Annotated in this window: 14 protein-coding genes; 6 read left to right on the top strand and 8 right to left on the bottom strand. The window is 59.9% G+C overall.

What is annotated here, in order from left to right; genetic code table 11:
• Nucleotides 1-351 precede the first annotated feature (351 nt).
• The 5 genes from BM173_RS06560 (at nt 352) to BM173_RS06540 (ending at nt 10503) form a co-directional block, all read left to right on the top strand.
• Nucleotides 352-1332 (top strand): hypothetical protein, encoded by a 981-nt coding sequence (locus BM173_RS06560; protein WP_090479048.1) that lies wholly within the window; start codon nt 352-354, stop codon nt 1330-1332.
• A gap of 23 nt (nt 1333-1355) precedes the next feature.
• Nucleotides 1356-1862 carry a hypothetical protein gene (locus BM173_RS06555; RefSeq protein ID WP_090479045.1) on the top strand — a complete coding sequence of 169 codons (507 nt, stop codon included), beginning with the start codon at nt 1356-1358 and terminating at the stop codon, nt 1860-1862.
• Nucleotides 1863-1932: 70 nt separating this feature from the next.
• Complete coding sequence (locus BM173_RS06550) at nt 1933-3039, top strand: DUF11 domain-containing protein (RefSeq protein WP_090479042.1); 1107 nt, start codon at nt 1933-1935, stop codon at nt 3037-3039.
• A 46-nt stretch (nt 3040-3085) separates the two neighbouring features.
• The gene (locus tag BM173_RS06545; protein ID WP_090479039.1) at nt 3086-8266 is read left to right on the top strand and encodes a DUF11 domain-containing protein; all 5181 of its coding nucleotides are present in this window, start codon (nt 3086-3088) and stop codon (nt 8264-8266) included.
• Nucleotides 8263-10503, top strand: coding sequence for a DUF11 domain-containing protein (locus BM173_RS06540; protein WP_245755802.1), 2241 nt, complete (start codon nt 8263-8265; stop codon nt 10501-10503). The genes BM173_RS06545 and BM173_RS06540 overlap by 4 nt, the downstream gene beginning before the upstream one ends.
• Before the next feature lie 302 nt (nt 10504-10805).
• Here BM173_RS06540 and BM173_RS06535 read toward each other — a convergent pair whose 3' ends face one another.
• Nucleotides 10806-11405 carry an SDR family oxidoreductase gene (locus tag BM173_RS06535; RefSeq protein ID WP_090479037.1) on the bottom strand — a complete coding sequence of 200 codons (600 nt, stop codon included), beginning with the start codon at nt 11403-11405 and terminating at the stop codon, nt 10806-10808.
• Between the two features lie 211 nt (nt 11406-11616).
• Here BM173_RS06535 and BM173_RS06530 point away from each other — a divergent pair, with 211 nt between their 5' ends.
• Nucleotides 11617-12999: an NAD-dependent succinate-semialdehyde dehydrogenase gene (locus BM173_RS06530; protein WP_090479034.1), complete on the top strand. Its 1383-nt coding sequence runs from the start codon at nt 11617-11619 to the stop codon at nt 12997-12999.
• A 29-nt stretch (nt 13000-13028) separates the two neighbouring features.
• Here BM173_RS06530 and BM173_RS06525 read toward each other — a convergent pair whose 3' ends face one another.
• The 7 genes from BM173_RS06525 to BM173_RS06495 form a co-directional block, all read right to left on the bottom strand.
• On the bottom strand, nt 13029-14543 hold the full coding sequence (locus tag BM173_RS06525) for a tryptophan halogenase family protein (protein ID WP_090479031.1): 1515 nt from the start codon (nt 14541-14543) through the stop codon (nt 13029-13031).
• Between the two features lie 16 nt (nt 14544-14559).
• On the bottom strand, nt 14560-16353 hold the full coding sequence (locus BM173_RS06520; RefSeq protein WP_090479028.1) for a tetratricopeptide repeat-containing sulfotransferase family protein: 1794 nt from the start codon (nt 16351-16353) through the stop codon (nt 14560-14562).
• Entirely contained in the window at nt 16350-17138 is a 789-nt protein-coding gene (locus BM173_RS06515; RefSeq protein ID WP_090479026.1) for a hypothetical protein, read from the bottom strand. Before BM173_RS06515 ends, BM173_RS06520 begins: the two co-directional genes overlap by 4 nt.
• 117 nt (nt 17139-17255) lie before the next feature.
• Nucleotides 17256-20411: a TonB-dependent receptor domain-containing protein gene (locus BM173_RS06510; RefSeq protein WP_090479023.1), complete on the bottom strand. Its 3156-nt coding sequence runs from the start codon at nt 20409-20411 to the stop codon at nt 17256-17258.
• Nucleotides 20412-20603: 192 nt separating this feature from the next.
• On the bottom strand, nt 20604-21389 hold the full coding sequence (locus tag BM173_RS06505) for an enoyl-CoA hydratase-related protein (RefSeq protein WP_090479020.1): 786 nt from the start codon (nt 21387-21389) through the stop codon (nt 20604-20606).
• A gap of 451 nt (nt 21390-21840) precedes the next feature.
• Nucleotides 21841-22908, bottom strand: a complete 1068-nt coding sequence (locus tag BM173_RS06500; protein ID WP_143089585.1) for a hypothetical protein — start codon at nt 22906-22908, stop codon at nt 21841-21843.
• A complete protein-coding gene (locus BM173_RS06495; RefSeq protein WP_090479014.1) occupies nt 22901-23947 on the bottom strand; it encodes a hypothetical protein in 1047 nt (348 codons plus the stop codon). Before BM173_RS06495 ends, BM173_RS06500 begins: the two co-directional genes overlap by 8 nt.
• Between the last annotated feature and the right edge of the window lie 22 nt (nt 23948-23969).

Here is a 23969-nt window from a genome sequence, read left to right as displayed (position 1 = left end):
CTTGAGCTCTAGGAAAACGACCGCACGCACGTTCACGAGGCGAGTTATTGTCGTCTCGAAATAGAACTTCTCAAGAGTGAGTATGAAGGAAAATACTCGCAGGTCAGTCACCAGCGCTACCCAGGTTCACTCGCTGCGGATGTCGGGCTGCTGCTTTCGTTATGAATGCAGAGTCTCTCTTGGGATTGTGGCAAGACGCAATCTCCTGCTTGAGTACGTTTTGCGTATTAAAAAAACTTGGTCACATTAACTATTTTCCAACTCGCTACGTGACCAGCTATCCGCAGAAATCAGCGGTTTCCGCCAATTCGCTTACATCTTGGTAACCTTTACCGCCTAATCGCGGTAAGTATGAACACGCATACAATCATTAGGCATCTCGCTATCGGTTCGGCGGTCGCGCTTTGTGCAATTGCTTCGCCAGCTTTCGCCGACGGTGTCGATGCAGGCACGCTGATCGAAAACACGGCTACTGCGACCTTCGACGCAGGCGACGGGCCGCAGACGATCGAGTCAAATACGGTGGTCGTGCGGGTCGATGAACTCCTCGACGTCACCGTCACCTCGCTGGATGCAGGTGCGATCGGCGCGACGCCTGGCGAGGCTGTGCTTACTTTCGAAGTGACCAATACCGGAAACGGCCCGGAAGCGTTTACGCTGACTCCGAACACCGCGGTGGCCGGCAACGACTTTGAGGTGCTCGTCGAAAGCATCGCCGTCGATACTAACGGAAACGGGGTCTACGATCCGGGTGTCGACGAAATTCTCACTGCCCCTCAAGCGCTTGAGCCGCTCGCCGCTGACGAGGCTGTGACCGTATTCGTGATCGTCACGGTGCCCGACAGTGTGACGGACGGGCAGCAAACCAATGTCGAACTTATTGCAGAAGCCGCGACTGGCACGGGCGCGCCGGGCGACACTTTCGCCGGGCAGGGTGTCGATGGCGGCGACGCTATAGTCGGCACGACCGGCGCAAGCGCGACAGCGACTGGAGCTATCCAGGTTGGCCTGACGTCCGTCGACCTGACGAAATCCGCTTCCATCGTCGATCCGTTCGGGGGGGAGAGCGCGGTTCCCGGTTCCATCGTGACATTCACGATCGTTGCCGAAGTCTCCGGTAGCGGCTCGGTAAGCGATCTGGTCGTCGCCGACATCATTCCGGACGGCACCACCTATGTCACCGGGTCGCTCGCCCTCGATGGCAACCCGCTAACGGACGCTGCAGGCGACGATGCGGGCGAGGCTTCCGATGCGGATGGGATTGCGGTCGATCTTGGATCGGTCAGCGCACCCGCAACTCAGTCCATATCCTTTAACGTTACCATAGATTAATTCTAGGTTGGGATTATAACATAATGAACACGCTCATAAAAATGGTCGCAAGCGTATCCATTCTTGCTTTCGCTCCTACCCAGGTGCTGGCGCAAGAAGATACGCTCACGGAAGCGCCTTCTCCGAATGGCTCGGTTAAGCTTTCCGGCGATGTGATGGCCGTCAAGGTCATCGCTGACGACACCGGGGCAGAGCGCACAGAGCTCGTCAAGCCGGACCTTATCGTGCCTGGCGACAGGCTCGTATTCGGTACCGATTACGCGAACGAGGGCGCCGAAGCGGTGACCGATTTCGTCGTGACCAATCCGCTTCCCTCGGCAGTCCGCCTTGCTTCGGATGCCGACGCAGGACTGACGGTTTCCGTCGATGATGGCGCTAGCTGGGGCATGCTTTCCAGTCTGAGCATCACCGAAGACGACGGCTCTGTCCGTTCCGCCACCCACGCCGATGTAACGCATGTCCGCTGGACAATCGCGTCGATCGCGCCGGGCGCAAGCGGACGGCTCGAGTACCCCGCCATCATCCGCTGACAAGCGAAGGATAGCCGCCAGGTCTCGCGGGCGGTGTGTGTAGCGCGGGGCAAACGCAGAGGACACTTCAATGAAACCTACCTCCCAGTTGCTGGGTGCGGTAAGCTCGGCTGCGCTTATTGCACTTTCCAGCGCTCCGGCAATGGCCGAAGGGACCACCGCCGGAAGTTCGATCACCAACAATGTGACGGTTGATTACCGGGTCGGCGGCGTCGATCAGGTGGCCGTGACCGATAGCGACACGTTCACTGTCGACCGCAAGATCGATGTGAACGTCAACTTCACTGGCGCGACGCCCGTTTCCGTGTCGCCTGGTGAAGAAAATGTCGCCCTGGCATTCGACGTCACCAACCTGTCGAACGCCACCGTCGACCTCGATCTGACGGCAGTCCTGACCGCAGGCACCGGCGCCAACATCGAGAACTTCGAGATTTATCTCGACGGCAACGGCAACGGTGTACTCGATGCCGATGAACTTGCCGCAGGTCCGATCAATTACCTCGACGAAGTTCTCGCAGACGATGGAACCGGGGACGAGACGATCGCAGTTCTGGTTGTCGCCGATATCACGCTCGATGCCGTCAATACCAACACATTTGACGTCGCCCTTGTGGCCGATGCGCATGAAAGCGGGACTATTGGTAGCCTTGGTGCGAATATCGACGCTACCGCCGGCGCGAATACCGCGGGCATCGACACCGTTCTCGCCGACGGTAACGGCGGTACCGGCGAGGAAATCGACAATGACGGCGCGTTTTCGGACGAAGGCACCTTTGCTGTGTCCGGTGCGAATGTCACGGTCGTCAAGTCGAGCAGCATTATCAGTGACCCGGTAAACGGTACGACCAATCCGAAAGCGATCCCGGGCGCGACGATTCAGTACTGCATCGCAGTCTCCAACGCGACCGGCAGTGCCACCGCGACCAATATCGCCGTGACCGACGACCTGCCCTTCGATGTGACCTACCTGTCGGCCTTCGGCATTTTTGTCGATGGGACCGCAACGATCGACAGTTCGGGCGCAGAACCGGTTGCGAGCTGCAACGCCGACGGTTCGGCAGGCGGAACCTACGGTGCCGGGACCGGCGATGCTGGTGAAAACCAGGTGCTCGGCAATCTGAGCGACATCGCAGCGGGCGCGACGCGTTCGCTCTACTTCCGCGTGACCATCAACTAACCACGCCGGAAGCAAACCTTTGCGTTCCACCCCCTCTCTCGGGCAGATGGCAGCAGTACTCCTCGCAGTACTGCTGCCTTTGGTCCTGCTCGCGGAGGGGGTACTCGCACAGGTCGTGGCAGAACCTGCCCGGACCATTTCCAACACCGCAACCGCAAGCTGGCAGTTCGCTGGCCGGGAACGGGAAACGGCGTCCAACACGGTGACGTTCGATGTTGCTGCACCGGCTCCCGAGATCCGGACTTTCCGTCCCGTTCCGGGGGGAAGCTTCGATCTCGATTTCCAGGCGCCTGTCTGCGCCGCTGCGGGCGAGCAGAGGCCACTTGCCGGGAATTCGGACACGAGCGGCGGAAGGGACGGCAGAAATCAATTGGAGGCTGACGAGACCAGTATCATACGCGTCGGCCAGCCGCTGCTTTTCGATGTCGTCGCGCGATTGGCGAACCGCGATCCTGCAGCGATCGATACCCTTGATGTCGTAATAACCACGTCCAGCGGCGATCGCGAACAGCAGACCATTTACGAAACGGGACCGGATACCGGGATATTTGTCGGGCGGATCGGCACGGTTCGTATTGCACCCGCACCTACTCGCGACGATTGCCGCCTCAGCCTTTCCGACGGCAGCACCATCGAAATCACCGCTTTCACGCCCGGCGGTGACGCAACGATCGCCAGCACCACCGTTGACGTGCTGGCTGATCCGTTCGGGGTGGTTTTCGACAGTGAGACAGGCGAGCCCGTCGATGGTGCTCGCGTGACGCTGATCGACGATGTCACCGGACTGCCGGCAACGGTATTTGCCGAAGATGGCGTGACCCCGTGGCCTTCGACGGTCATATCCGGCCAGCCCGCAACCGACGGCGCCGGCAATGTCGTAGAGCTGGGGCCGGGCGAGTACTGGTTCCCGCTGACCTTTCTCGGACGCTATCGCATCGAGATCGTGCCGCCCGAGCCCTATTCCGCTCCTTCGGCTGTTTCGCCCGAAGATCTGGCACGGCTTACGCGTCCCGATGGCGGCAGCTTCCTTATCAGCGATTCGTCGTATGGTGCGCCTTTCGCACTCGATACTCCCGTACCGGTACAGGTCGACATCCCTCTCGACAGGCCCAGCCTCGAGATCGGTTTGACCAAGACGGCATCGCGCCAGCGCGTGGTGCCCGGCGATGTCGTGTTCTACACGGTTACGGCTCGCAATGCCGACCCGAGCCGGGTGAAGCGCGCGGTCGTCCTGACCGACACGCCAGCGCCGGAGCTGAGGCTTCGCCCCGACACGATCCGCATCGACGGCGAGGAGGCTGCCGACAGGATCACCATCGCGCCCGATGGCAGCAAGCTGACGATCGCGTTGGGCGATATTGCCGGCGGTGCAACCCGCCGGGTAACCTATGCCATGAGCGTGCGCCCCGATGCAGCACCGGGCCGTGCGCTGAACGATGCGCTCGCGACCGATTCGCTCGGCCGTGCTGCGCGGGCAAGCGCCGCAATCGACATCGAACGCGAAACCATCGCCGACCGCCTGACCATCATCGGGCGCATCACGGCCGGTCCATGTACCCGGCTCGAGGATCTGGACGATCCGCGCCCGGGCATTCCCGGCGTGCGCGTGATGATGGAAGACGGCAGCTATGCGATAACCGATGCCGACGGCCGCTATCATTTCGAAGGCGTCGTGCCGGGCACGCACGTCGTGCAGGTGTCGCAGATGACGCTGCCTGAAGGCGCGGAGCTCGTCGACTGCCATCGTGGCACTCGCAATGCCGGCAGCACGAATTCCCGCTTCGTTATCGGGCAGGGCGGCAGTCTCCAGGTCGCAGATTTCCACGCGATCGTCCCCGAAGGCGCCCTAGAGGACGTCGCCAGGTTCGCGGAAACACGACCCGAGGGAGCAGGGGCGCGCGCGATTGAGGCCATCGCATCGGATGCGGTACTGGATGGCGCCGACGAACTGGTGCAGCAGGTTGTCCTCCTGCCGGTCGCGAATGCAGCCAGCGCGCCGAACAGCCTCGCACCAAACACCGATTGGATCGCCCTAGGTGACGGAGAAGACGGTTTCCTGACGCCGGGTGTCAATGCCAATCCCCGCGCTCCCGCTATTCGCGTCGCTGTGCGTCACCGCCGCGGCCAGACGATCAATCTCAAGATCGACGGCGAACCGGTAAATCCGCTCGCCTTCGACGGCACGCTTACTCCCGAGAGGGGCGGTTTCGCCGTCAGCACCTGGCGCGGCGTCCCGCTCCTCAACGAGAAATCCATCCTGACCGCTGAAGTGGTCAATTCGTTCGGCGAGCCGACGAAGGCGTTTGCCCGCGAAGTCTTCTTCACTACCATGCCGACCCGGGTCGAGCTTGTACCCGAGCTTTCCAATCTGGTTGCCGATGGACGCACTCGGCCGGTGGTCGCCATTCGCGTTCTCGACCGAAACGACAAGCCCCTGCGCGAGGGGGTTTCCGGCAATTTCCAGTTGAGCGCTCCCTATGAAAGCGCCGAACAGCTCGATCGCCAGCAGCTCAACCAGCTCACCGGCCTTGCGCCCAGTTCTGCGCGCTGGACCGTCACCGGTACTGACGGCATCGCTCTCATCGAACTCGCTCCGACCATGGTGAGCGGGTCGCTGCAACTCGATTTCGTTTTCGACGACGGCGAGATCGCGCGTCGTCAGGAAGTGGAAGCATGGATCGAGCCCGGCGATATCGAATGGACGGTGATCGGCCTGGTAGAGGGGACGGTCGGGGCGCGTTCGGTCGCCGATAACATGGAACGCGCAGGGCGCTTTGACAGCGACCTCGGCGACGATGCCCGCGTCGCGCTTTATGCCAAGGGGCGGGTTCTCGGGAAATATCTCGTCACCCTGGCTTACGACAGTGCCAAGCAGCGCGAAGAACAGCGCGTGTTGGGAACTATCGATCCGCAAGCCTATTACACCGTTTTCGCCGACGGTTCGCTCCGCCGGTTCGATGCCGCCAGCCGCGAAAAGCTCTATGTCCGCATCGAGACTTCGACTTTTTACGCTCTCTACGGTGATTTCGAGACCGGTTTCGATCAAACCAGGCTGGCGCGCTACAATCGCGCCGCCACCGGCGTGAAGGGCGAGGGGCGGCTTGGGCAGGTCAAGGCGCAGGGCTTTGCCGCAGAGATTTCCAGTCGCCTGCAGCGCGAGGAAATTCAGGGGCAGGGCATCTCCGGACCGTACCAGCTCGGCAGCCGCCGGATCCTGGCCAACAGCGAGCGGGTGACTATTGAGACACGCGACCGCTTCCGTTCCGAGCTGATCGTGTCGTCGCAAACGCTGACGCGCTTTATCGACTACGACATCGACCTGCTGTCCGGCACGATCAGTTTCGCGCGCCCTGTTCTCAGCCGCGACGAGAACCTCAATCCGCAATTCATCGTCGTCGAATACGAAACGGATGGCCTGGGCGAGGCGAAACTCAATGCCGGTGTCCGCGCCGATTGGAGCAGCGATGACGGCGATGTCCGCGTCGGCGCGACGGTCATCAGCGACAAGGGCGACGGAGCCCGCACCGAGATCGGGGCTGTCGATGTGCGCGCGCGGATCGCAAACTCCACCGAAGTTCGCGGCGAGATCGCCGTAAGCCGCAGCGAAGGGGACACCGCCACCGGTTGGCTTGTCGAAGCCCAGCACCAGACCAAGAATATCGACCTTCTCGCTTACGCCCACCAGCTCGATGCCGATTACGGCATAGGCCAGCAGAACGGGGCCGAGCTTGGCCGCCGCAAGGTCGGCGTGGATGGGCGCGTGCTGCTGGCTGACCACCTCAGCATTCTCGGAAGCGTCTGGCAGGACAACAGCCTCACCGACGACACTCGCCGCCGGGCGGTCCAGACCCAGCTCAATCTGACTCGCCAGAACACCGACTTCCGCCTCGGCCTTTCGCACTTCAACGACCGGCTCAGCGATGGCTCGACAAACAGCTCGACGCTGCTGGAAGGCGGTGTCACGCAGCGGCTGCTGAACAACAAGCTCGAATTGAGCGCCGCCAGCGCCATCGCGCTGGACGATGCGGAAAGCGTCGACCTGCCCGCGCGTCACCGCCTCGGTGTGCGTTATGCGATCACACCGGATGTCCGCTTGGTGGGTGCCTACGAGATTGCCGATGGCGAAAACGTCAGCGCCCGCCAGCTGCGCGGCGGCATCGAATTTACGCCGTGGCAGGGTGGCCAGATCGTGACGACGCTGGGCCAGGAAAGCATCAACGAGTTCGGCAATCGCGCCTTTGCCGCCTACGGGCTTTCGCAGGCTTTGCAGATCAGCAAGGAACTGACGCTCGATGCGACGATCGACGGCAATCGCACTCTCGGTGGTTCGCCCGATATTGCCGATGTCATCAATGCCGCACAACCTGTCGCCAGTGGCGGCCAGCTCACCGGCAACGCCTTGTTCGAAGATTTCACGGCGCTTACACTGGGTGCTGCCTGGCGCAAGGATCGCTGGAGCGTCACTGCTCGCGGCGAATACCGGGATGGTGAAGAAGCAGACCGCGCCGGAGCAATTTTTGGGGCAATCCGCCAGTTGGGAGAAGGCAGCATCGTCGGCTCGGGCGCCACGTGGACACGTGCCGAGACCGAAGGCGGCGCCACGACCGAAGTTATCGACGCGGGCATTGCCATTGCGCATCGCCCTGCCGCCTCGGAAGTGGCGATGCTGGGAAAGCTTGAGTATCGTAGCGACCGGGTCACGGGCGCGATTGCGGGCCAGGCCGGCGCGGCCGGCCGGACAGCGCTTACCGTCGACGGCGATGCCATTTCGCGACGCCTGGTCGCCAGCTGGTCCACCAATTGGTCGCCGCGCGGCACTGACTTGGACGAAGGCGGCATGGAGCACGAGACGCGCCGCGACGAATACACCCTCTTCCTTGGTGGCCGGTACAATTTCGACCAGTTCGAAGGCACGGAGTTTTCGGGGACGACCCTGCTTGCAGGAGCTGGTGCGCTTTTCGGCATCACCGATCGTTTCGAAATCGGTGCCACCGCAACGGTCCGGGCAAACCTTGATGATGAAGTTTACAGCTTCTCCTATGGTCCCCAAGTCGGGTTCACACCTGCGGACGACGTACTGCTTACGGTCGGCTATAATGTCGACGGCTTTCGCGATGCCGATTTCTCTGCCGCGCGCAATTCCGAGCAGGGTTTCTACGCAGCCGTTCGGATAAAATTCGATGCCAACACCTTCCGCGGCCTCGGCCTTGGGAGGGACGCGCAATGAGCACCGGCAAATCCGGTTCGGTAAACACACTGTTTACCATGTCTGCCTATCTCGAAGGCATGGTTTGGACTGCCGCGAAATCTTTCCGCAAGATCGCCATGGCTTGGCTGGCGCTTGTTATCGCCATTCTCATGCCAGCGACCGCCAGCGCACAGGATGCGACTGTGGATTGGGCGAATGCGAACGCGGTTTCGCTGACATCCCTGCCGAGCGGCACCACGGTGGCGGGCTCGGATGGCACGACTGCTACGGTAGACTGGGGTGTGACGCTGAACGGATCGGGCTCGTTCACGCCTGCGTTTGCAACCGATTACGTCAGCTATTTCGCGGGACAGATCGGGAATGGGCAATCGCCCCTGTTCGTCGGCTTCAACAATGCGTCGTATGATCCGGGTGACAAGATAACCGTCACCATCACGCTGAGCCGTGCGGTCGGCAACCTGCGGTTCTCCTTGGACGATATCGACGCCGGCAATTACGTCGATGCGATCGAAGTCTATTACGACGACGACACTGCGGGCGTGATGTCCAACGCTGCGAGCAATCCCGCTTTCTGGTCCATCGGCAGCTCCGTCGCGCGCACCAATGACGCGACCGTCAATGGCTGGCGCGGCGTCGGAGCATCGGACCAGTTTGCAAGCGACGGTACCATCTCGTTCGCATTCGGCGAGCAGGCGGTACGCCGGATCCGCGTCGTCTACTACAGTTACACGGGTACGGGCAATCCGGGGAACCAGTATCTCGGCCTCTCCGACCTGACCTACCAGGGGCCTGGAGCAGACCTTTCCCTTAGCAAGGCGCTCGTGGGATCGCCTCCTGTCCAGGGGGGAACGGCTACCTGGCGGCTGACGGTTTCGAACAGCGTCACTTCCACCCAAACGCCAACAGGTATCGTCGTGCGCGACACTTTGCCGGCGGGTTTCAGTTTCGTCTCCTCCAGCGGGACGGGGAGTTTCAATTCCGCAACAGGGGACTGGTCGGTCGGTTCGCTAGCGCCGGGCAACAGCGTCAGCCTGACGATCACGGGCACCGTCTCATCGGCGGCAGGCACTACGATAACCAATACTGCCCAGATAACGGCTAGCAGCGCCAACGATCCGGATTCGACAGTGAACAACGGCGTGACCACCGAAGACGACTACGCTTCTTTCAGCTTCGTCGTGCAGAGCGGAAATCCCCCTGGCATCCCGCCGACACTCTCTTGTTCCGCGGGAAGTTCGGTCTTCGATTGGGATCGCATAACCACATGGACGCCGGGAAGCGTGGACAATTCCTACGCTTTCTCAGCCTTCGGGAATGTCAGGTTCCAGCTGACCAACAATGGAGCCTACATCAATAATGCTGCCTTCGGAGGGCAATCCCCTACCGTTGCCAATGTATTTACCGGCGGGTTGCAGCCTGCGCAAAGCAGCCTCACCGTTTTGGCCGATCAGCCGAACCGCAGCGGTGTGGTGCAGGTGACCATCACGCTCCCCCGCGCGTTCACCGGGGTGCAGTTCTCAATCTACGATGTCGATTTCGCAGCGGGCCAGTTCACCGATCGTGTGCAGGTCACGGGCAGGAATTCCGGCACTACAGTCAATCCGATCCTTACCAACGGCAACGTCAACACGGTGTCCGGCAACACCGCCACCGGAACCGGCGCGTCGAATTCGGATCAGGCACTCGGCAACGTCGTCGTGACCTTTAATCAGGCGGTGGACACAATCGTCCTGACTTACGGCAATGCGGCCAGCGCCCCGGTCGATCCTGGGCAACAGGGCATCGGCCTCCACGACATTACGGTGTGCAATCCGTCGACGACCTTGTCGGTGACGAAGGTCAGCTCGGTGATTTCCGACCCGATCAACGATGATTCGAACCCGAAGGCTATCCCCGGCGCGATCATCGAATATCTGATTACGGTGTCGAATACCGGTGGCGTAGCGACCGATGCCAACAGCGTGGTTGTAACCGACGACGGCCCCGCGGATGCAAAAATGTGTCTTGTTTCCAGGACTGGCGGACCGGTGATCTTCGGCGCGGGCAGTTCGAACGTTAGCTATACCTTCAGCAGTCTGGCGTCGGCCACGGATAGCATCGCATTCTCAAACGATAATGCCGCGACATTCAACTACACCCCAACCGCCGACGCGGACGGCTGCGACCAGGCAATTACCGATTTCCGCGTGGTGCCCAGCGGGGCCTTCTCCGGCGGCGGGAGTTTCACGATCAGGGTGCGCTATAAAATTGAGTAGTACACTGGGTTTTATGCGAATGCATCGCTTGGTGGACACAGTAAGGAAGCACTCATTAGCAGTCCTACAAAGAAGTCATTGAAGAGCGGCATAAGGAACGCTGTAACCTTCAACTGAGACCGTACAGCCGCGTCGCCCTGGTACGAAGAATAGGAAACTTGAGGACAACACACGAGATGTCACGGCACAAGGGGTATCCATGGGGGTATCGTCAGGAAGTACGGGGGGAAGATCCTATAATTCTCTGAGAGTTACTTGAGTCATTTGTATCCCTCCTCCGCTACCAAAACGGCATCGTGCCTTTAGCAGACACTTTCCATCAAATACGCTTTGTTGCGCAGGCTGTCGTCGCTGATAGCGCGCAGCAGGACGGCTGCCACATCACCGCGTGCCGCCTTGCCCTTGGGATCTACATCGTCGCTCAGCTTCACGTCGCGATCGCCATCGTCGTCAGTGAGTGCGACGGGACGCACAATCGAATAATCGAGACCCGAGGCCTCGAGATGCTCGTCTGCGGCATTTTTCGCTTTCAGATAGTGATATAGCTCGGAATCGGGGTCGGGATTGTCCGCTCCTACCGAACTCAGCATGACGAAGCGGCTGACATTGGCGGCCTTTGCCTGGTCGATCAGCTTGATGGCCCCGTCGCGATCGACCTTTTCGGTCATTTCCTCGCTCGTGTCGCCGCCCGAGCCCGCTGCAAAGACCACCGCATCGACATCTGAGCAAACATTGCCGTCCAATTGCGTCAGATCGGCTTCGCGCGTCGCAACACCTTCAGGCAATTCCGACGTGTCGGAAGAGGCGCGATGCATCGCGATCGGTTCATGACCTGCCTCCATAAGCTGGCGGGTGAGGCGGAGTCCGGTGTTGCCGGTCGAGCCGGCGATAAGAATTTTCATGAAGTGCCTACAGTCTGGAAATCGGGGTTGGAAAGAATGCTTGTTCGAAGGCTGAACGCAGCCGACGCTTGATCGTTTCGACATCCGTGTTCGCTGCGAGCGGGGAAGGAGCGTCTCGGAACACGGCAGTGCCGTCACCGTTGGCCACGTGAAGTCCAACCTCGCGAGCGACGTCCCAGAGCGCTTGCCCAACGACCAGAAAGTCCCTCCCATGAGCACCATCCAGACCAAGAACCCTGCGACCGGGGAAAATCTGCAGACCTATGACCTGATGAGCGAAAGCGAGGCGTTTGGGATCGTCGAGGCTGCGCATGAGGCGTTTCTGGACTGGCGCAAGAAGTCCCACGAGGAACGCGCGCCATATCTGCGCAAAATCGCCGAAGTTCTGAGAGATAATGCGGACAAGTTTTCCGAGCTCATGACCAAGGAAATGGGCAAGCTCTACAAGGACGGCAAAACCGAAATCGAGATTTGCGCCCGCATTTGCGAGTACACGGCCGACAATGGACCCGATGCGCTCGCCGATGAAGAACGCCAGCACAGCGGCGGCAAGAAGCGCGGCATCGTCACCTATTCGCCGATCGGCGTGATCTACAGCGTGCAGCCGTGGAATTTCCCGGTCTACCAGCCCATGCGTGTGCTGGCGGCGAACATCATGGCCGGAAACGCCGTTGTCCTGAAACACGCATCGATCTGCACCGGCAGCGGCCTGTTGCTGCGTGACCTGTGTCTCGAAGCCGGACTGCCCAAGGGGCTGTTCGATGTGATCCTTGTCGGCCACGACGTATCGGACAAGATCATCGAACATGACCTGGTCCGCGCAGTGACAATGACCGGCAGCGATGGTGCGGGCAGCCATATCGGCGAACTGGCGGCCAAGAACCTCAAGAAGACGGTGCTGGAGCTCGGTTCGAACGACGCCTACCTCGTCCTGGAAGATGCGGACATCGACCTGGCAGTGAAAACATGCGTCCAGGGCAGGCTGTATAACAACGGCGAAACCTGCGTGTCGGCCAAGAGGTTCGTGGTGACCGACGCCGTCTACGATGATTTCGTATCGGCATTCGTCGAAAGCATGAAATCGGTAAAGATGGGCGATCCCTTCGACGAGGACACCCAGCTGGGCCCGGTTTCGAGCGAGGAGCAATTCGACACGCTGGTCGAGCAGGTAGCCAAGAGCCTCGATGGAGGGGCGACCCTGCTGTGCGGCGGCGATCCGGACAAGGACGCGAAAGGGTGCTATTACCCGGCAACGGTCCTCGCCGACTGCAAGCCGGGCACTCCGGCCTATGACGACGAGCTATTCGGCCCTGTCGCGTCGATCATCCGCGCAAAAGACGACGAGGACGCGATGCGGATCGCCAATGACAGCCGCTATGGCCTTGGCGGGGGCATCTTCACCAAGGATGAGGACAAGGCGATCCGCCTGGCCCGCGATCATTTCGACACAGGCATGGTCCGTATCAACTCATTTGGAGCGGCAGACCCGAACATGCCTTTCGGCGGGGTCAAGGATTCAGGTTATGGCCGCGAACATGGCGGCTTCGGCATGAAGGAATTCGTCAACGCGAAGGCGATTTTCCTGCCGTCGTAATGCTGTGACTTGCCTGTCGTGGCCGGGGCCTATGACGCTGTCCCGGCCATGCGGGCGAGGAACTGTCCGTGATCGGGCAGCCCCTCTGCGCTCTTGCGCAGCGAGGCTGCAATATGGGCGATCCGGTCTGCGATGGGTTGCGGCTGTGCGCGCGCCGTGGCCGGATGGGGCCGATCCGGTTCAAGGTTCTGCCCGAGCAGCAGCGACGTCCACGACCCGAGCTGGAAGAGGTGTCCGCCGTCTATGGCCACGCTTCCGTGCGAGCGCCAAAGTTCGAGGATCGTCGAAAGGGTATCCGGCAATTCCATCGTGCGGCAATGACGCCAGAACTCGCTGTCGTCGCGCTGCATCACTGCATAGTGCGCGATTACGAAGTCGCGGACCTGCTCCCATTCCTGCTGCGTCTGCGCGTTGAAACGGTCGCGCAGGACGGGGTCGATCGCCTTGGTCGGAAAAAGCTCTACCAAGCGTTCGAGGCTGGCCTGGACCAGATGGATACTGGTCGACTCCAAGGGCTCCAAGAAGCCGGCGGCGAGACCGATCCCGACGACGTTGCCCGACCACGCGTCCTGCCGCCTGCCGGTCCGGAATGTGATAATGCGCGGGTCGCCGCGCAGATCGCCCGATATAGTCGCCAACAGACGCTCTGTCGCCTCGTCCCCGCTTGAAAACGCGCTCGAGAAGACGTGACCGTTGCCGGTCCTGCTCCGAAGCGGGATGCGCCATTGCCAGCCAACGCTGTGGGCGATGGCGCGCGTCATCGGAGATATCGTCTCGCCCACGTTTTCGGTCTGCACGACGAGCGCGCGGTCTGCAGGCAGCCAATGGCTCCAGTCGTCGAAGGGCACTTCCATCGCTTCGCCCAAAACGAGGCTGCGGAAGCCGGAACAGTCGATGAAGAAGTCGGCTTCAAGGGTGGCGCCGTCATCCAGGCCGATTCCAGTGACTTCCCCCGTGTCGGAAGCGCGGTGGACGGCGACAATCTTTCCCTCGGTCCGCTTTACACCGCGGCTTTCCGCGACCTTGCGCAGATACTTACCGTAGCTAAGGGAATCGAAGTGATAGGCATGGGGAAGGAGGCGTGAAAGTTCGCTGCCCGGGCGCTGGTCGATGGCAAAGCGGTCGAGATCGGCGGCGGCGCGTCCAAGGAACAGCTCCTGCCACTGCGGATAGTCCGGCCCGCCCGCCTGCTTGCCCAGCAGCCACCAGTGATGAAGGCGCACCATCGCATCGAGTTCCTGGCCGACATGTCCGAAGGCGTGGAGGTATCGATCGCCAGGCACACCCCAGTTCTCGAACTCGATGCCGACCTTGAAGGTGGCATCGGTCGCCTTGACGAATTCGACCTCGTCGATCCCCGCCATGCGATTGAATTCGCGGATCGGCGGGATTGTTGCCTCGCCGACACCGACCGTGCCGACCGCTTCGCTTTCGACGAGTTCGATCGCCACGGTATCGGAGAGCGCACGCGACAGATAAGCAGCGGCCATCCAGCCTGCCGAGCCTCCGCCGACAATCAATATCTTGCGAACAGGGTCGGTCATCGCGCTTCCCTACATCTCAGTTTGCAGCAAGCTCACCCAGGGCATCGGACAAGGGAGCGAGATGGGCCTCATAGTCCTTCCATGCGCCGATCCCCTTCCGGTTCAAGGGCTTACGCACCTGTTCGGAACTGGCCGTCGCCACCGCTTCGGACGACTGGTGAAAAGCGAGCATTGCCTCATCGTAGGAAACGCCGAGAAATTCGCACACATCCCCGAGCACCTCCTGCGGACGATCCACGAGGTTCTCGTATTCGACCAGCATGATCCGGCCGGGGTACCGTTCACGCAAGGCGTCGGTGAAGTGCGTATAGGTGCGATAGAAGCTCGCGATATCCTCGAGATCGCTGGAAGCCGCATGGCCGCGTGCGAACAATGTGCGATAATTCGACCAGCAGCAATCCATCGGATCACGCCGGATATCGATGATCTTCGCTTGCGGAAGCATGCGCAGGATCAGGGGCAGGTGGCGCCAGTTCATGTGCATCTTGTCGATGATGATGCTGGAATTGCTGCGCATCATCTCGCGTGCACGATTGCGATACCATGTGCCCATGGAGGCAAGCGCCTGGTCGTTCAGCCCGGCTATCGTTTGCGGAAGCGCTTCGCGGCCCTGGGTCAGCATCAGGCGCTGGACCATGTGGGAGACGACCTGCAACTCCCCGAGCGGTTCGATATCGTCCGACTGACCGAGCATTCGTTCAAGCAGGGTCGAACCTGCCCGCGGCATACCCACCACGAAGAGGGGTAGGGGGGACGCGGGCTCGATCGCATCTTTCGGCGCAGCTGCGATCGAGCTGGCGTAATCGAGATGCCTCGTCATCAATTCACGGAACTCGGCCGCATCGAAAGGATCGGCTTCCCGGCGTTTCCGGTTTCCGGCTTCGAAATGCGCGAATGCCCGGTCGAAATCCTTCTGCGCGTGATGAGCCATTGCGAGGGCGAAGTGGAAATTGATCTCGCGCTCGCCCTTGAATCCGGCTGTTTCCAGTCGCTTGGTCAGATAGGCGATATCGTCATCGGAGAGACTGGAAGCCTCGAGATCGGCGAGACTCCACCACGAGCGCGCATGATCGGGATCGAGCTCAAGCGCCTTGCGATACGCCTCTTTCGCCTCATCGCTCAGCCCGACGAAGCGCAAGGCGTCTGCGTGATCGGCGCGGAAATCGGGCGATTTCGGCTTCAGATCGATCAGCTGCTGCGTCGTCTCCACGCAGCCCTCGAAATCGCCAGCGCCGGTCAACAGGCGGTTCTGAAGCGAGAGAAGGCCGATATCGTCCGGGTTAGCGGCAATGAGCGGTTCCAGCGTCTTGCGAGCTTCGGTCAACTGGTCCGACAGCATCAGGCCGTTGACCAACAGCACGCTGGCGTGGGCGAAACCCGGCGCGCGATCGAGGACCATCTTCAGCATGGGGATCGCCTTGTCGTGCAAACCGATACCCAGCGCGCTTTCGGCGGAGAGGACTATAGCAGCAAGATCTCCGGGAAAGTCCTTGAGATGCTTGGCGGCAAGATCGCTCGCCGCGGGGAAATCACCTGCATTGAGCGCCTTGGCCGCCTGCGCCAGCACGGGATACCGGCGCGCTTCGTCGATAGCGAGGAGCTCGGCCTTGGCGGCGAAATCCGCCTCGCCCCTGGCGCGATGGGCAGCAGCGGCAAGACGCAGCGCGCGCGGTTCGCGCCCGTCCTTGCGCAGGATGACCTGAGCCTGCTTCAGGGCCAACGCTGGGTCGGACTGGAGCAGGGCGGCGCCGCGGGCGAGCGCTTCGTCAAGCGAACCGCCGACGGTTTCGACTGGGCGTCCGCCGCTCATTGTGCGTACCCCAGGATGGTGCGCAGGCGCGGCGACACCAGATCCACGATGTCGCGCTGTGCTTGCGGAAGCGTGTCGGGAATGGTGACCCCGCGCATGGTCAGGTTCTGGCGGGCCGTACCGCTCTGCTCCGGATCCGCACCAATGCGGACCCGTTCGCGCCAATCGTCGGGCATGGCAATGCCGCACGCCTCGAGAAGTTTGGCGAAATAGGCTTCGCTTTCGTCGCTATCGAGGTTCTTTACCGCCTCGCGCAATTCCTCGAACCTGACGAGGTATTCGCCCGTGCCGAGCCATGCGACCGCGTTGAAAAGAAACGTCTCGTGAAGGCCGGGGCTCTGGCGCGGCAGGCCGAAGATCACGACATTCATGAGCTCCTCTGCGGTAAGGGGAGCCTTCTTGAGAATATCGAGATCGCCGGAAAACTCGTCCGACAGCATAAAGCGGGCCATCGCAAGAACCCAGTCGTAGGGATCGCGCACGAGGAGGATACGGCGCGCGCCACCCGTGGTCGCAGCCGAGATGTCGGCGAAGAACAGGTGCCCCCAGCTCAGCTTGGCGGGCGGCCCGTCGAAGGCGGCCACGTGGCGCTTGAGATTGGCGAACTGGATGAAGTCGGCGTTGTACTGGTGCTCCACCGGTACGAACATGCGGATGATGTTGCGCAGCAAGTGGCTGCCGGACTTCGGAAGGCTGTTCAGGAATACCGGCCGATCGAGCGGCGCCTGCGGGAATTCCGCATTCCGTTCGTCCAGATTGTCCGGCTTGACGTGAATGGTTTGCATGCCAGCCGGATTAAGGGTGCGGGCGCAAAGTGCAAGGCTGGCGAGGGCTTCTACCGCGCAAAAGAAAAGGGGCGATGCCTTCCGGCACCGCCCCCGATCTTTCGCTAAGCGAGACGCTTAGAAGTTGATGCCTGCACGCACGAACAGACGCCGGCCAAGCCAGTCGTACTGCGAGACGAACGGCGAGGCGCCACCGATGGTGGTGATGCCGGACACTTCAGGCGGTCGCGTGTCGAAGATGTTCGAAACACCGGCGGTGATTTCGAAACGATCCGCGAATTCCTTCGTCAGCGAGAGGTTGTGGTAGAAGACCGCATCGGTACGCGGACGTACACAGTACGTGCCGAGGTACACGAACTCAGCGAATTCGCTGGTTTCGGGGCTGCGGCAGAGATTGCCGAAGTCTTCGATGTAGTCTTCTTCGCTCGACGATGCACCGACGATGTCGAGACCGTAGAGCAGGCCCCAGCCCTTGTAGTCATAGCCGAGGTTGATGTCGGCCGTGAACTTGGGATCGCCGACTTCACCGTTGAAGTCTTCGAATTCACCCAGACGCGAGACGACGTCTTCCAGCTGGTAGGTAGCCTGAGCAAGCAGCTGGAGACGACCTGCATCACCGAAGTCGTGGCTTGCACGGATGGTGAAGTCGATACCGCGGTTCAGCTGTTCATCGACGTTGATGAACTTGCGGAAGATGTTGCGGATGTTGGTCGGGTCACCGTCCTGACCACGCTCGAAGAGATCGCAGAACGGGCTGTTCGGGAAATCTTCGGAGTCGTAGCAGTTACGCAGGATCGCCGTCGGCGTGAGCTGGGCGATTTCGTCCTTCACCTTGATATCGAAGTAATCGATGGTGAGGGCGAGATCGGTGTCCGCACCGACGTAAGGCGTCAGGATCGTGCTGGCCGTGATGGCGCGCGACGATTCCGATTCAAGGACGCCGACACCACCCGAAGTGAAGACGCTGGCCTGGATGCCCTGGCCGGTGCGGTCATCTGCCAGACCTTCGGCTGCGCAGTTGTCAGCGATACGCTGCGTAATTGAACCTTCGGCAAGTTTCTGGCCCCAGTTTACGCACGGGTCGACCGTCTGGCGAGCGCCGCTGACCTGGTCGGCCAGGAAGAGCTCGAACAGGGCCGGTGCACGGTAGGACGTACCGTAGGTTGCGCGGAAACGCAGCCAGTCGTTGACCTGCCAGTTACCCATCAGCTTGTAGGTGACGTTGCCGTTGTCGGAGTCCGAGAAGCCATCCGATCCACGGACCGAGTTCACGTTTGTGACACGAGCCGATGCCGACAGGACGAGGTCCTGGACCAGCGGACGGTCGCGCATCAGCGGAACTTCGATTTCGGCGAATGCTTCGGTCGTCTCACGATAACCGAAGGTGTTGCCCGAGGAGAACGGGTTCGCAAAACCGTTGTCGACGAACGGACGCTCGTAAGCTGGATCGTCTTCCGACAGGGTCGGATCGAAATCGGGGTTCGGAGCATAGGTGACGTGACCCGGGAGGTCGTTGATTTCGTCGCGGCGGTAGACGGCACCGGCTGCGAAGCCGAGCCAGCCTGCCGGCATTTCGAATGCCTGGCCCGAAACCGAAGCTTCGACGAAGACCTGTTCGTACAGGGTGTTACCGACTTCCGTCTCCGTGAAGTAGGCTTCTTCTTCATCGGTGAAGTCACCGGCCATGATGCGCGGATCGACCCAGTTGACCTGGAGGCACTGGCGGTTGCTGATCGGCGTGACGAGGCCAGCGCAACCTGCACCGAATGCGCGGCTGGTCTGCTGGTCGATAACGTCCTGCAGGATCTGGTCGATCGCGTAGTCACCGTCCGAACGGCTGTACTGACCGTGGATGTCGAAACCGATACGGTCGCTGAAGTCACCCGTCAGGCCGAGAACAGCGCGATAGTAATCGACGGTGATCTCGTTGTCGTAGTTGTCCAGGATACCGGTCGGCGACAGGAACTGGAAGTTGCCGTTCCAGCCCGGGAACGGATCGTCCGGATCGCCTTCGTCGTACTGCTGCGTGTAGCCGAAGTTGTAGAACTGGCTGTAGCTGTCGACATAGGTACGACGCTGGTTGAACAGGCCTTCACCATAGAGGCGGAGTGTGTCGGTGATGTCGAACGAACCTTCGACGTAAGCGGTGTAGCGCTCGGTCTCGGGGATGACGGACGACTTCTGTTCGAACGGGTGATAGCTGTTCGTCAGGCCCTGCGAAAGCGGATCCCACTTCGCCACCGGATACCAGCCATCGGGCGACGAAACGTCGAATGCACCGGTGATCGGACCAGGACGATCAAGGTACTGACCCAGATTGTCGTTGCCGTAGCTGAACTGCATGAGCGTAGATGGCGCATTCGTCTGCGGAACATTGCTGGCGTAATATGCCCAGACGTGACCCCAGGTCGTGCCGTTACAGGCGAGGTCGCCCGTACGCGGATCGATCAGGTCGACGCGCTCGTCACCGTCTTCGGTGCGGAACAGGTAGTCATAGTCGCAACCGAGATAGTCGCGGTCCTGACGCTCGAGTTCTTCCTGGCGATAGTATTCACCGGCGAACATAATGTGGCCGCGGTCGAATTCCTTACCCCAGGCAGCTGAGACCTGGTAGATTTCGCCACCGCTTTCGAATGGCAGGGTAACCGAGCCGTCGAGTTCGAGGCCGTCGGTCGAGCGCTTGGTCAGGAGGTTGACCACGCCGGCCACAGCGTCCGAACCGTAGATCGACGATGCGCCGTCCTTCAGGATTTCCACCGACTGGATGATCGAGGAAGGAAGGACGTTGAGGTCGAACGACGAAACGCCGCCACGCGTACCGGCGGGACCGGCGCGACGCGAGTTGAGCAGGACGAGGGTACGTTCCGCACCCAGACCACGCAGCGAGATCGTTTCAGCGCCCTGGCCGCCGTTGGAGACAGCGTTGGCCGAGATAGCAGCAGTGATCTGCGACGAACCGCTCGCGATCGGCGAGTTCTGGACGATCTCGGCGACGTCGGTGGCGCCGGTGCGGCGAGCGATGTCGGGATCGATGATCTGCAGGGGCGAAGAGCTGGTCGCTTCGCTGCGACGGATACGCGAACCCGTAACGAGGATGGTGGTACCCTCGGGGACTTCCTGACCTTCTTCCAGGATTACGACTTCTTCGTCTTCCTGCGTGTCAGCGTCCTGGGCAACGGCCGGCGAAGCCAAGGTTACGGCGAGTGCGGCCAGGCCGGAGCCTGCCAGCAGGCGCGTAGCCTTAGGATTCGCACCGTAAATGCGACTATTCATATATTCTAAACCCCCTAAGCAAACCGGGTTTTCCGGTGTTGGCGATTCCCAAAAATTGCGCTGCCCGGGAAGGCAGCGCAGGCGTTAATGCCGGCACTTCTGCGGAAGAACGGTTGGAAAACAATCAATCAGCGCGGTTTTTGCCCATTTTGATGAGGCCTTGTTGTCTTTTCGCCACAAGGCAGCGCCGGATCAGCTTCCCTTGAATTCGGCCTTGCGCTTCTGGAGGAAGGCAAGCGCGCCTTCGACCGCGTCCTGGGTGCTGCCGGCGATACGCTGCGCGTTGGCTTCTGCCGCCAGCGTCGCGGGGAAATCGGCCTGCAAGCCATCGCGCAGGGTGCGCTTCATCTGGCCGATTGCCACCGTGGGGCCATTGGCCAGCTTCTCGACGAGAGCCTGTGCCTCGCCCGCCAGCGCGTCGTCCTCGACGCAGCGATAGATCAAGCCGATACGCTCCGCTTCCTCTCCGTGGATTTTCTCACCCAGCATCATCATGCGAGTGGCTTGGGCGGTGCCGATAAGGCGGGGGAGCATCCAGCTCGATCCGCCATCGGGCACCAGGCCGATGTTGACGAACGCCTGGAGGAAATAGCCGCTCTTGCTTGCCAGCACGAAGTCTGCAGCGAGGGCCAGCGAGCAGCCGACGCCAGCGGCAGGGCCCTGAACGACGGACACCACCGGGACGGGGAGGGTCGCCAAGGCCTGGATCATCGGGTTGTAATGCTGGCTCAGGGACGCAAACGCGCGGTCACCGCCACTGACGGACATTTCGGCATTCGCGGCCAGGTCGGCGCCCGAACAGAAGGCGCGGCCTTCACCGCGCAGGAGGACGGCGCGTGCATCGCCGATATCGCGGATAGCCGTGAAGATCTCGTCCGCCATTTGCGGCGGGCAGGCGTTGAGGCGTTCGGGACGGTTGAGCGTAATCGTGAGAATGGGCCCGTCGCGTTCGGCCTTGATCATTTCGAAATCGCTCATGGGTCCTCTATCTCCTGTCTCTTGTGTCCGACCCGTTTGGTCAAAAGGGTGCGCAAATGCAACCTAGTTCGCTCGCAAAAGCGAGTGGGGGACCGGTATCGGAAGAATGGAGAAGAGTGGCTGGGGTGGCAGGGACCTCAGCCAAGAAAATCGCGCCTCGAAAACCGCAGAAATGCGTCGGACAATTGCCACCAAAGGGGTGAGTTGGGACAGTTACTTGGGGCAGGCCGACAGAGCAAGGGTTACCTCAAGGTGAATTATGAGTTGAATGGCTATCTCGAGCCTGTGCCGAACCAATCACCCACCAAGGATTGAGATGATGCAGGGGGACTGCCTACACGCCGCTCACCGCGCTTATCACGAGCATGGACCGCGCTGATTACTCCTCTAATTTAGGAACGAACGCTATCAATCGGGAGACACTTCACCGCACAGCGGCCAACAACTTACCTTAGCCGATGGCTAATTTCCGAATCCGCTGGGCTTTCGCCAACCTTGCTGAAAAGTCGGCCTCAAGACTAGCGAGCTGCTCAATGAGATTTTCCAGAATGGCAGATTCCTTTTCGATCTCCGCCATCAATTCGCTTCCGATCCTTAATTGCGTCCCCCGACAATCATCCAAGATACGTTTACCTATTTTCTCTGCAGCGCTCCCCATTTGTCGTCGGTGATGGCTTTGCAAACTCGCGTTTTTTTCCATTTGTTGATCGAACAAATACCAAGCCAGACCTGCACTGGCGCCTATTATTAGTAGAGGCAGAAGATAAAAGAAGAGGGCGAGAGCAAATAAACCGCCCGCGGCAAGCACCCAACCCGATTCATTAACTCCTAGAAGGATCGTGGCGCCTCCGAGAATGGCAAGAAGAATGAGCACAGAAAAGATTCCGCCATTATCCGCAATATTCCCAAACGACCACATGGCTAATGGGTAGGTGAAAATCGCTAGGATAAGCCCTGCGACACCTCCCAGAATGAGGTATGATTTCTTCTTTTGCTCGATTTCGTCATCCGAGTATCCAGAATGACATTCTGCAATCGATTCAAGCTCTGACTGAATGGAGCTTGCTGGGATGGACCGGTAGAAGTCCGCGATCGAGTAGCGTTGAAATAAGTCCTCTAGCTCCCACTGATGCTCATGCAGTAGCTCGATGGACAGATCGTCAGCGCGCTCTTTAAGTTGTGTCAACCGATCGCGAACATTTTCGATGGATTTCTCGGCTTTCCCAAAAAATGAGAACCTATTTTGACTTAAGTCATCCGCATTCTGCTTCGAAAAAGCATGATCGGCTTCTAAATAGAGATCGGATAGTGAAGTATCGATATCACGCACTATCGATTCTCTTTTTAATTGAAGAGAGTTTAGGTTGTTGCGATATCCCTCCATGTTTCCCTCGACGTAGGAGCAGAAGGCACTAGCTCGACTATAGGAGGAGTCTATTTTTTCAAGAAGTGCACCAATTCGGTATCCGTTGGCGGATAGCGATTTTGTTATCTCATCAGCCGGATCGAAATCACGCATTTCCACGGAGACTCTCCATATTCATTAGTCCATGCATGGATTGCTCCTGACTACGTAGAGCATTCTTGATAATTCGGATTACCCTAGATCCTGCCTCGCTGGTATAAACGCGGATATCGGCAACGATGACTTCCAAGAGTGCACGAATGCTAAACAAGTTCATAAACTCGTTTACATCAGCTTCGATTTTCTCGTTGTAGCCCTCGTGCATCATGGTTGCCTTAATTACAGCGGCTTTGACGGAAAAACCGAAGTCTTCAGCCCCGTGCTCAAGGCAGCTATCTGCGTAGTCCTCTAGAAATTCCCGCCACAAACCGGACTGGCACATGCATTGTGACGTGAGTTCTGCGAGAAACGGGGCAGTTTTCTTGGCTATTTCTCGCTGGACATCGTCGCTGCTGTGAAGTTCGGTTTGTAGAACGCGCCATGCCTCGGCAAAATAGTCCAGCCACCTTTGGTCGTTGGGGTTTATGAACCAATTCCAATATGCCTTCAGCATCCAGGCGCGCTCATTGAACGGGTCGAGGGCTGTAGACCTGTCAAATTGGCTCAGCGCCTCTTGGATCAGGGCTGCTCTCCGATCTGATTTGGCATGAGCTTGGCTGGCGATTAATTTTTCACCCTGCTCGAGGATTTCGGCCGCCTCTACTTCGTTCTTCTTGTTGAGAGTTCGATTTATACTTGTAAGAATATCTGACTGTTTTTGAACTTCCATCAATTGGAGGCGGAGTTGGGAAAGCATTGATTGCGACACTGAATTTAATGAATTCAGCTCAAAATTCGTCAACAAGGCCTGTTGATGTGCTTGTTCAAATCCTTCCCTTATCGCCAGGTAGGTTATTCCTTGAGCACGTTTAATGTCTTGAAGAGTGTCGTTCGCGACGTCTTGGCTCTCGAGCAGAAGCTGGTTCTGCTCCAAGGCAATACGGCCTTGATACTTTATTTCGGCAATTTCCTGGTTCGTATGCACGGCGACGGCAAGGGTCGCGGCCTGCAGGCGATCCTCACCTTTACCGAATTTATATCCGGCGTAGGCCATAGTTCCGGCCCGAGCGAAACTA

Origin of the sequence: Qipengyuania nanhaisediminis, assembly GCF_900115585.1 — a bacterium.
GTDB classification, from domain to species: Bacteria; Pseudomonadota; Alphaproteobacteria; order Sphingomonadales; family Sphingomonadaceae; genus Qipengyuania; species Qipengyuania nanhaisediminis.
Note: the sequence above shows the minus strand (reverse complement) of the source record. Positions and strands in the feature narration are given on the sequence as shown.

Excerpts from the sequence above, each read along its gene's own strand:
- BM173_RS06530 (WP_090479034.1), top strand. The coding sequence starts at position 11,617 with ATGAGCACCATCCAGACCAAGAACCCTGCGACCGGGGAAAATCTGCAG.
- BM173_RS06495 (WP_090479014.1), bottom strand. The coding sequence starts at position 23,947 with ATGGCCTACGCCGGATATAAATTCGGTAAAGGTGAGGATCGCCTGCAG.
- BM173_RS06510 (WP_090479023.1), bottom strand. The coding sequence starts at position 20,411 with ATGAATAGTCGCATTTACGGTGCGAATCCTAAGGCTACGCGCCTGCTG.
- BM173_RS06515 (WP_090479026.1), bottom strand. The coding sequence starts at position 17,138 with ATGCAAACCATTCACGTCAAGCCGGACAATCTGGACGAACGGAATGCG.
- BM173_RS06525 (WP_090479031.1), bottom strand. The coding sequence starts at position 14,543 with ATGACCGACCCTGTTCGCAAGATATTGATTGTCGGCGGAGGCTCGGCA.
- BM173_RS06535 (WP_090479037.1), bottom strand. The coding sequence starts at position 11,405 with ATGAAAATTCTTATCGCCGGCTCGACCGGCAACACCGGACTCCGCCTC.
- BM173_RS06550 (WP_090479042.1), top strand. The coding sequence starts at position 1,933 with ATGAAACCTACCTCCCAGTTGCTGGGTGCGGTAAGCTCGGCTGCGCTT.
- BM173_RS06520 (WP_090479028.1), bottom strand. The coding sequence starts at position 16,353 with ATGAGCGGCGGACGCCCAGTCGAAACCGTCGGCGGTTCGCTTGACGAA.
- BM173_RS06555 (WP_090479045.1), top strand. The coding sequence starts at position 1,356 with ATGAACACGCTCATAAAAATGGTCGCAAGCGTATCCATTCTTGCTTTC.
- BM173_RS06505 (WP_090479020.1), bottom strand. The coding sequence starts at position 21,389 with ATGAGCGATTTCGAAATGATCAAGGCCGAACGCGACGGGCCCATTCTC.
- BM173_RS06560 (WP_090479048.1), top strand. The coding sequence starts at position 352 with ATGAACACGCATACAATCATTAGGCATCTCGCTATCGGTTCGGCGGTC.
- BM173_RS06545 (WP_090479039.1), top strand. The coding sequence starts at position 3,086 with ATGGCAGCAGTACTCCTCGCAGTACTGCTGCCTTTGGTCCTGCTCGCG.
- BM173_RS06500 (WP_143089585.1), bottom strand. The coding sequence starts at position 22,908 with ATGCGTGATTTCGATCCGGCTGATGAGATAACAAAATCGCTATCCGCC.
- BM173_RS06540 (WP_245755802.1), top strand. The coding sequence starts at position 8,263 with ATGAGCACCGGCAAATCCGGTTCGGTAAACACACTGTTTACCATGTCT.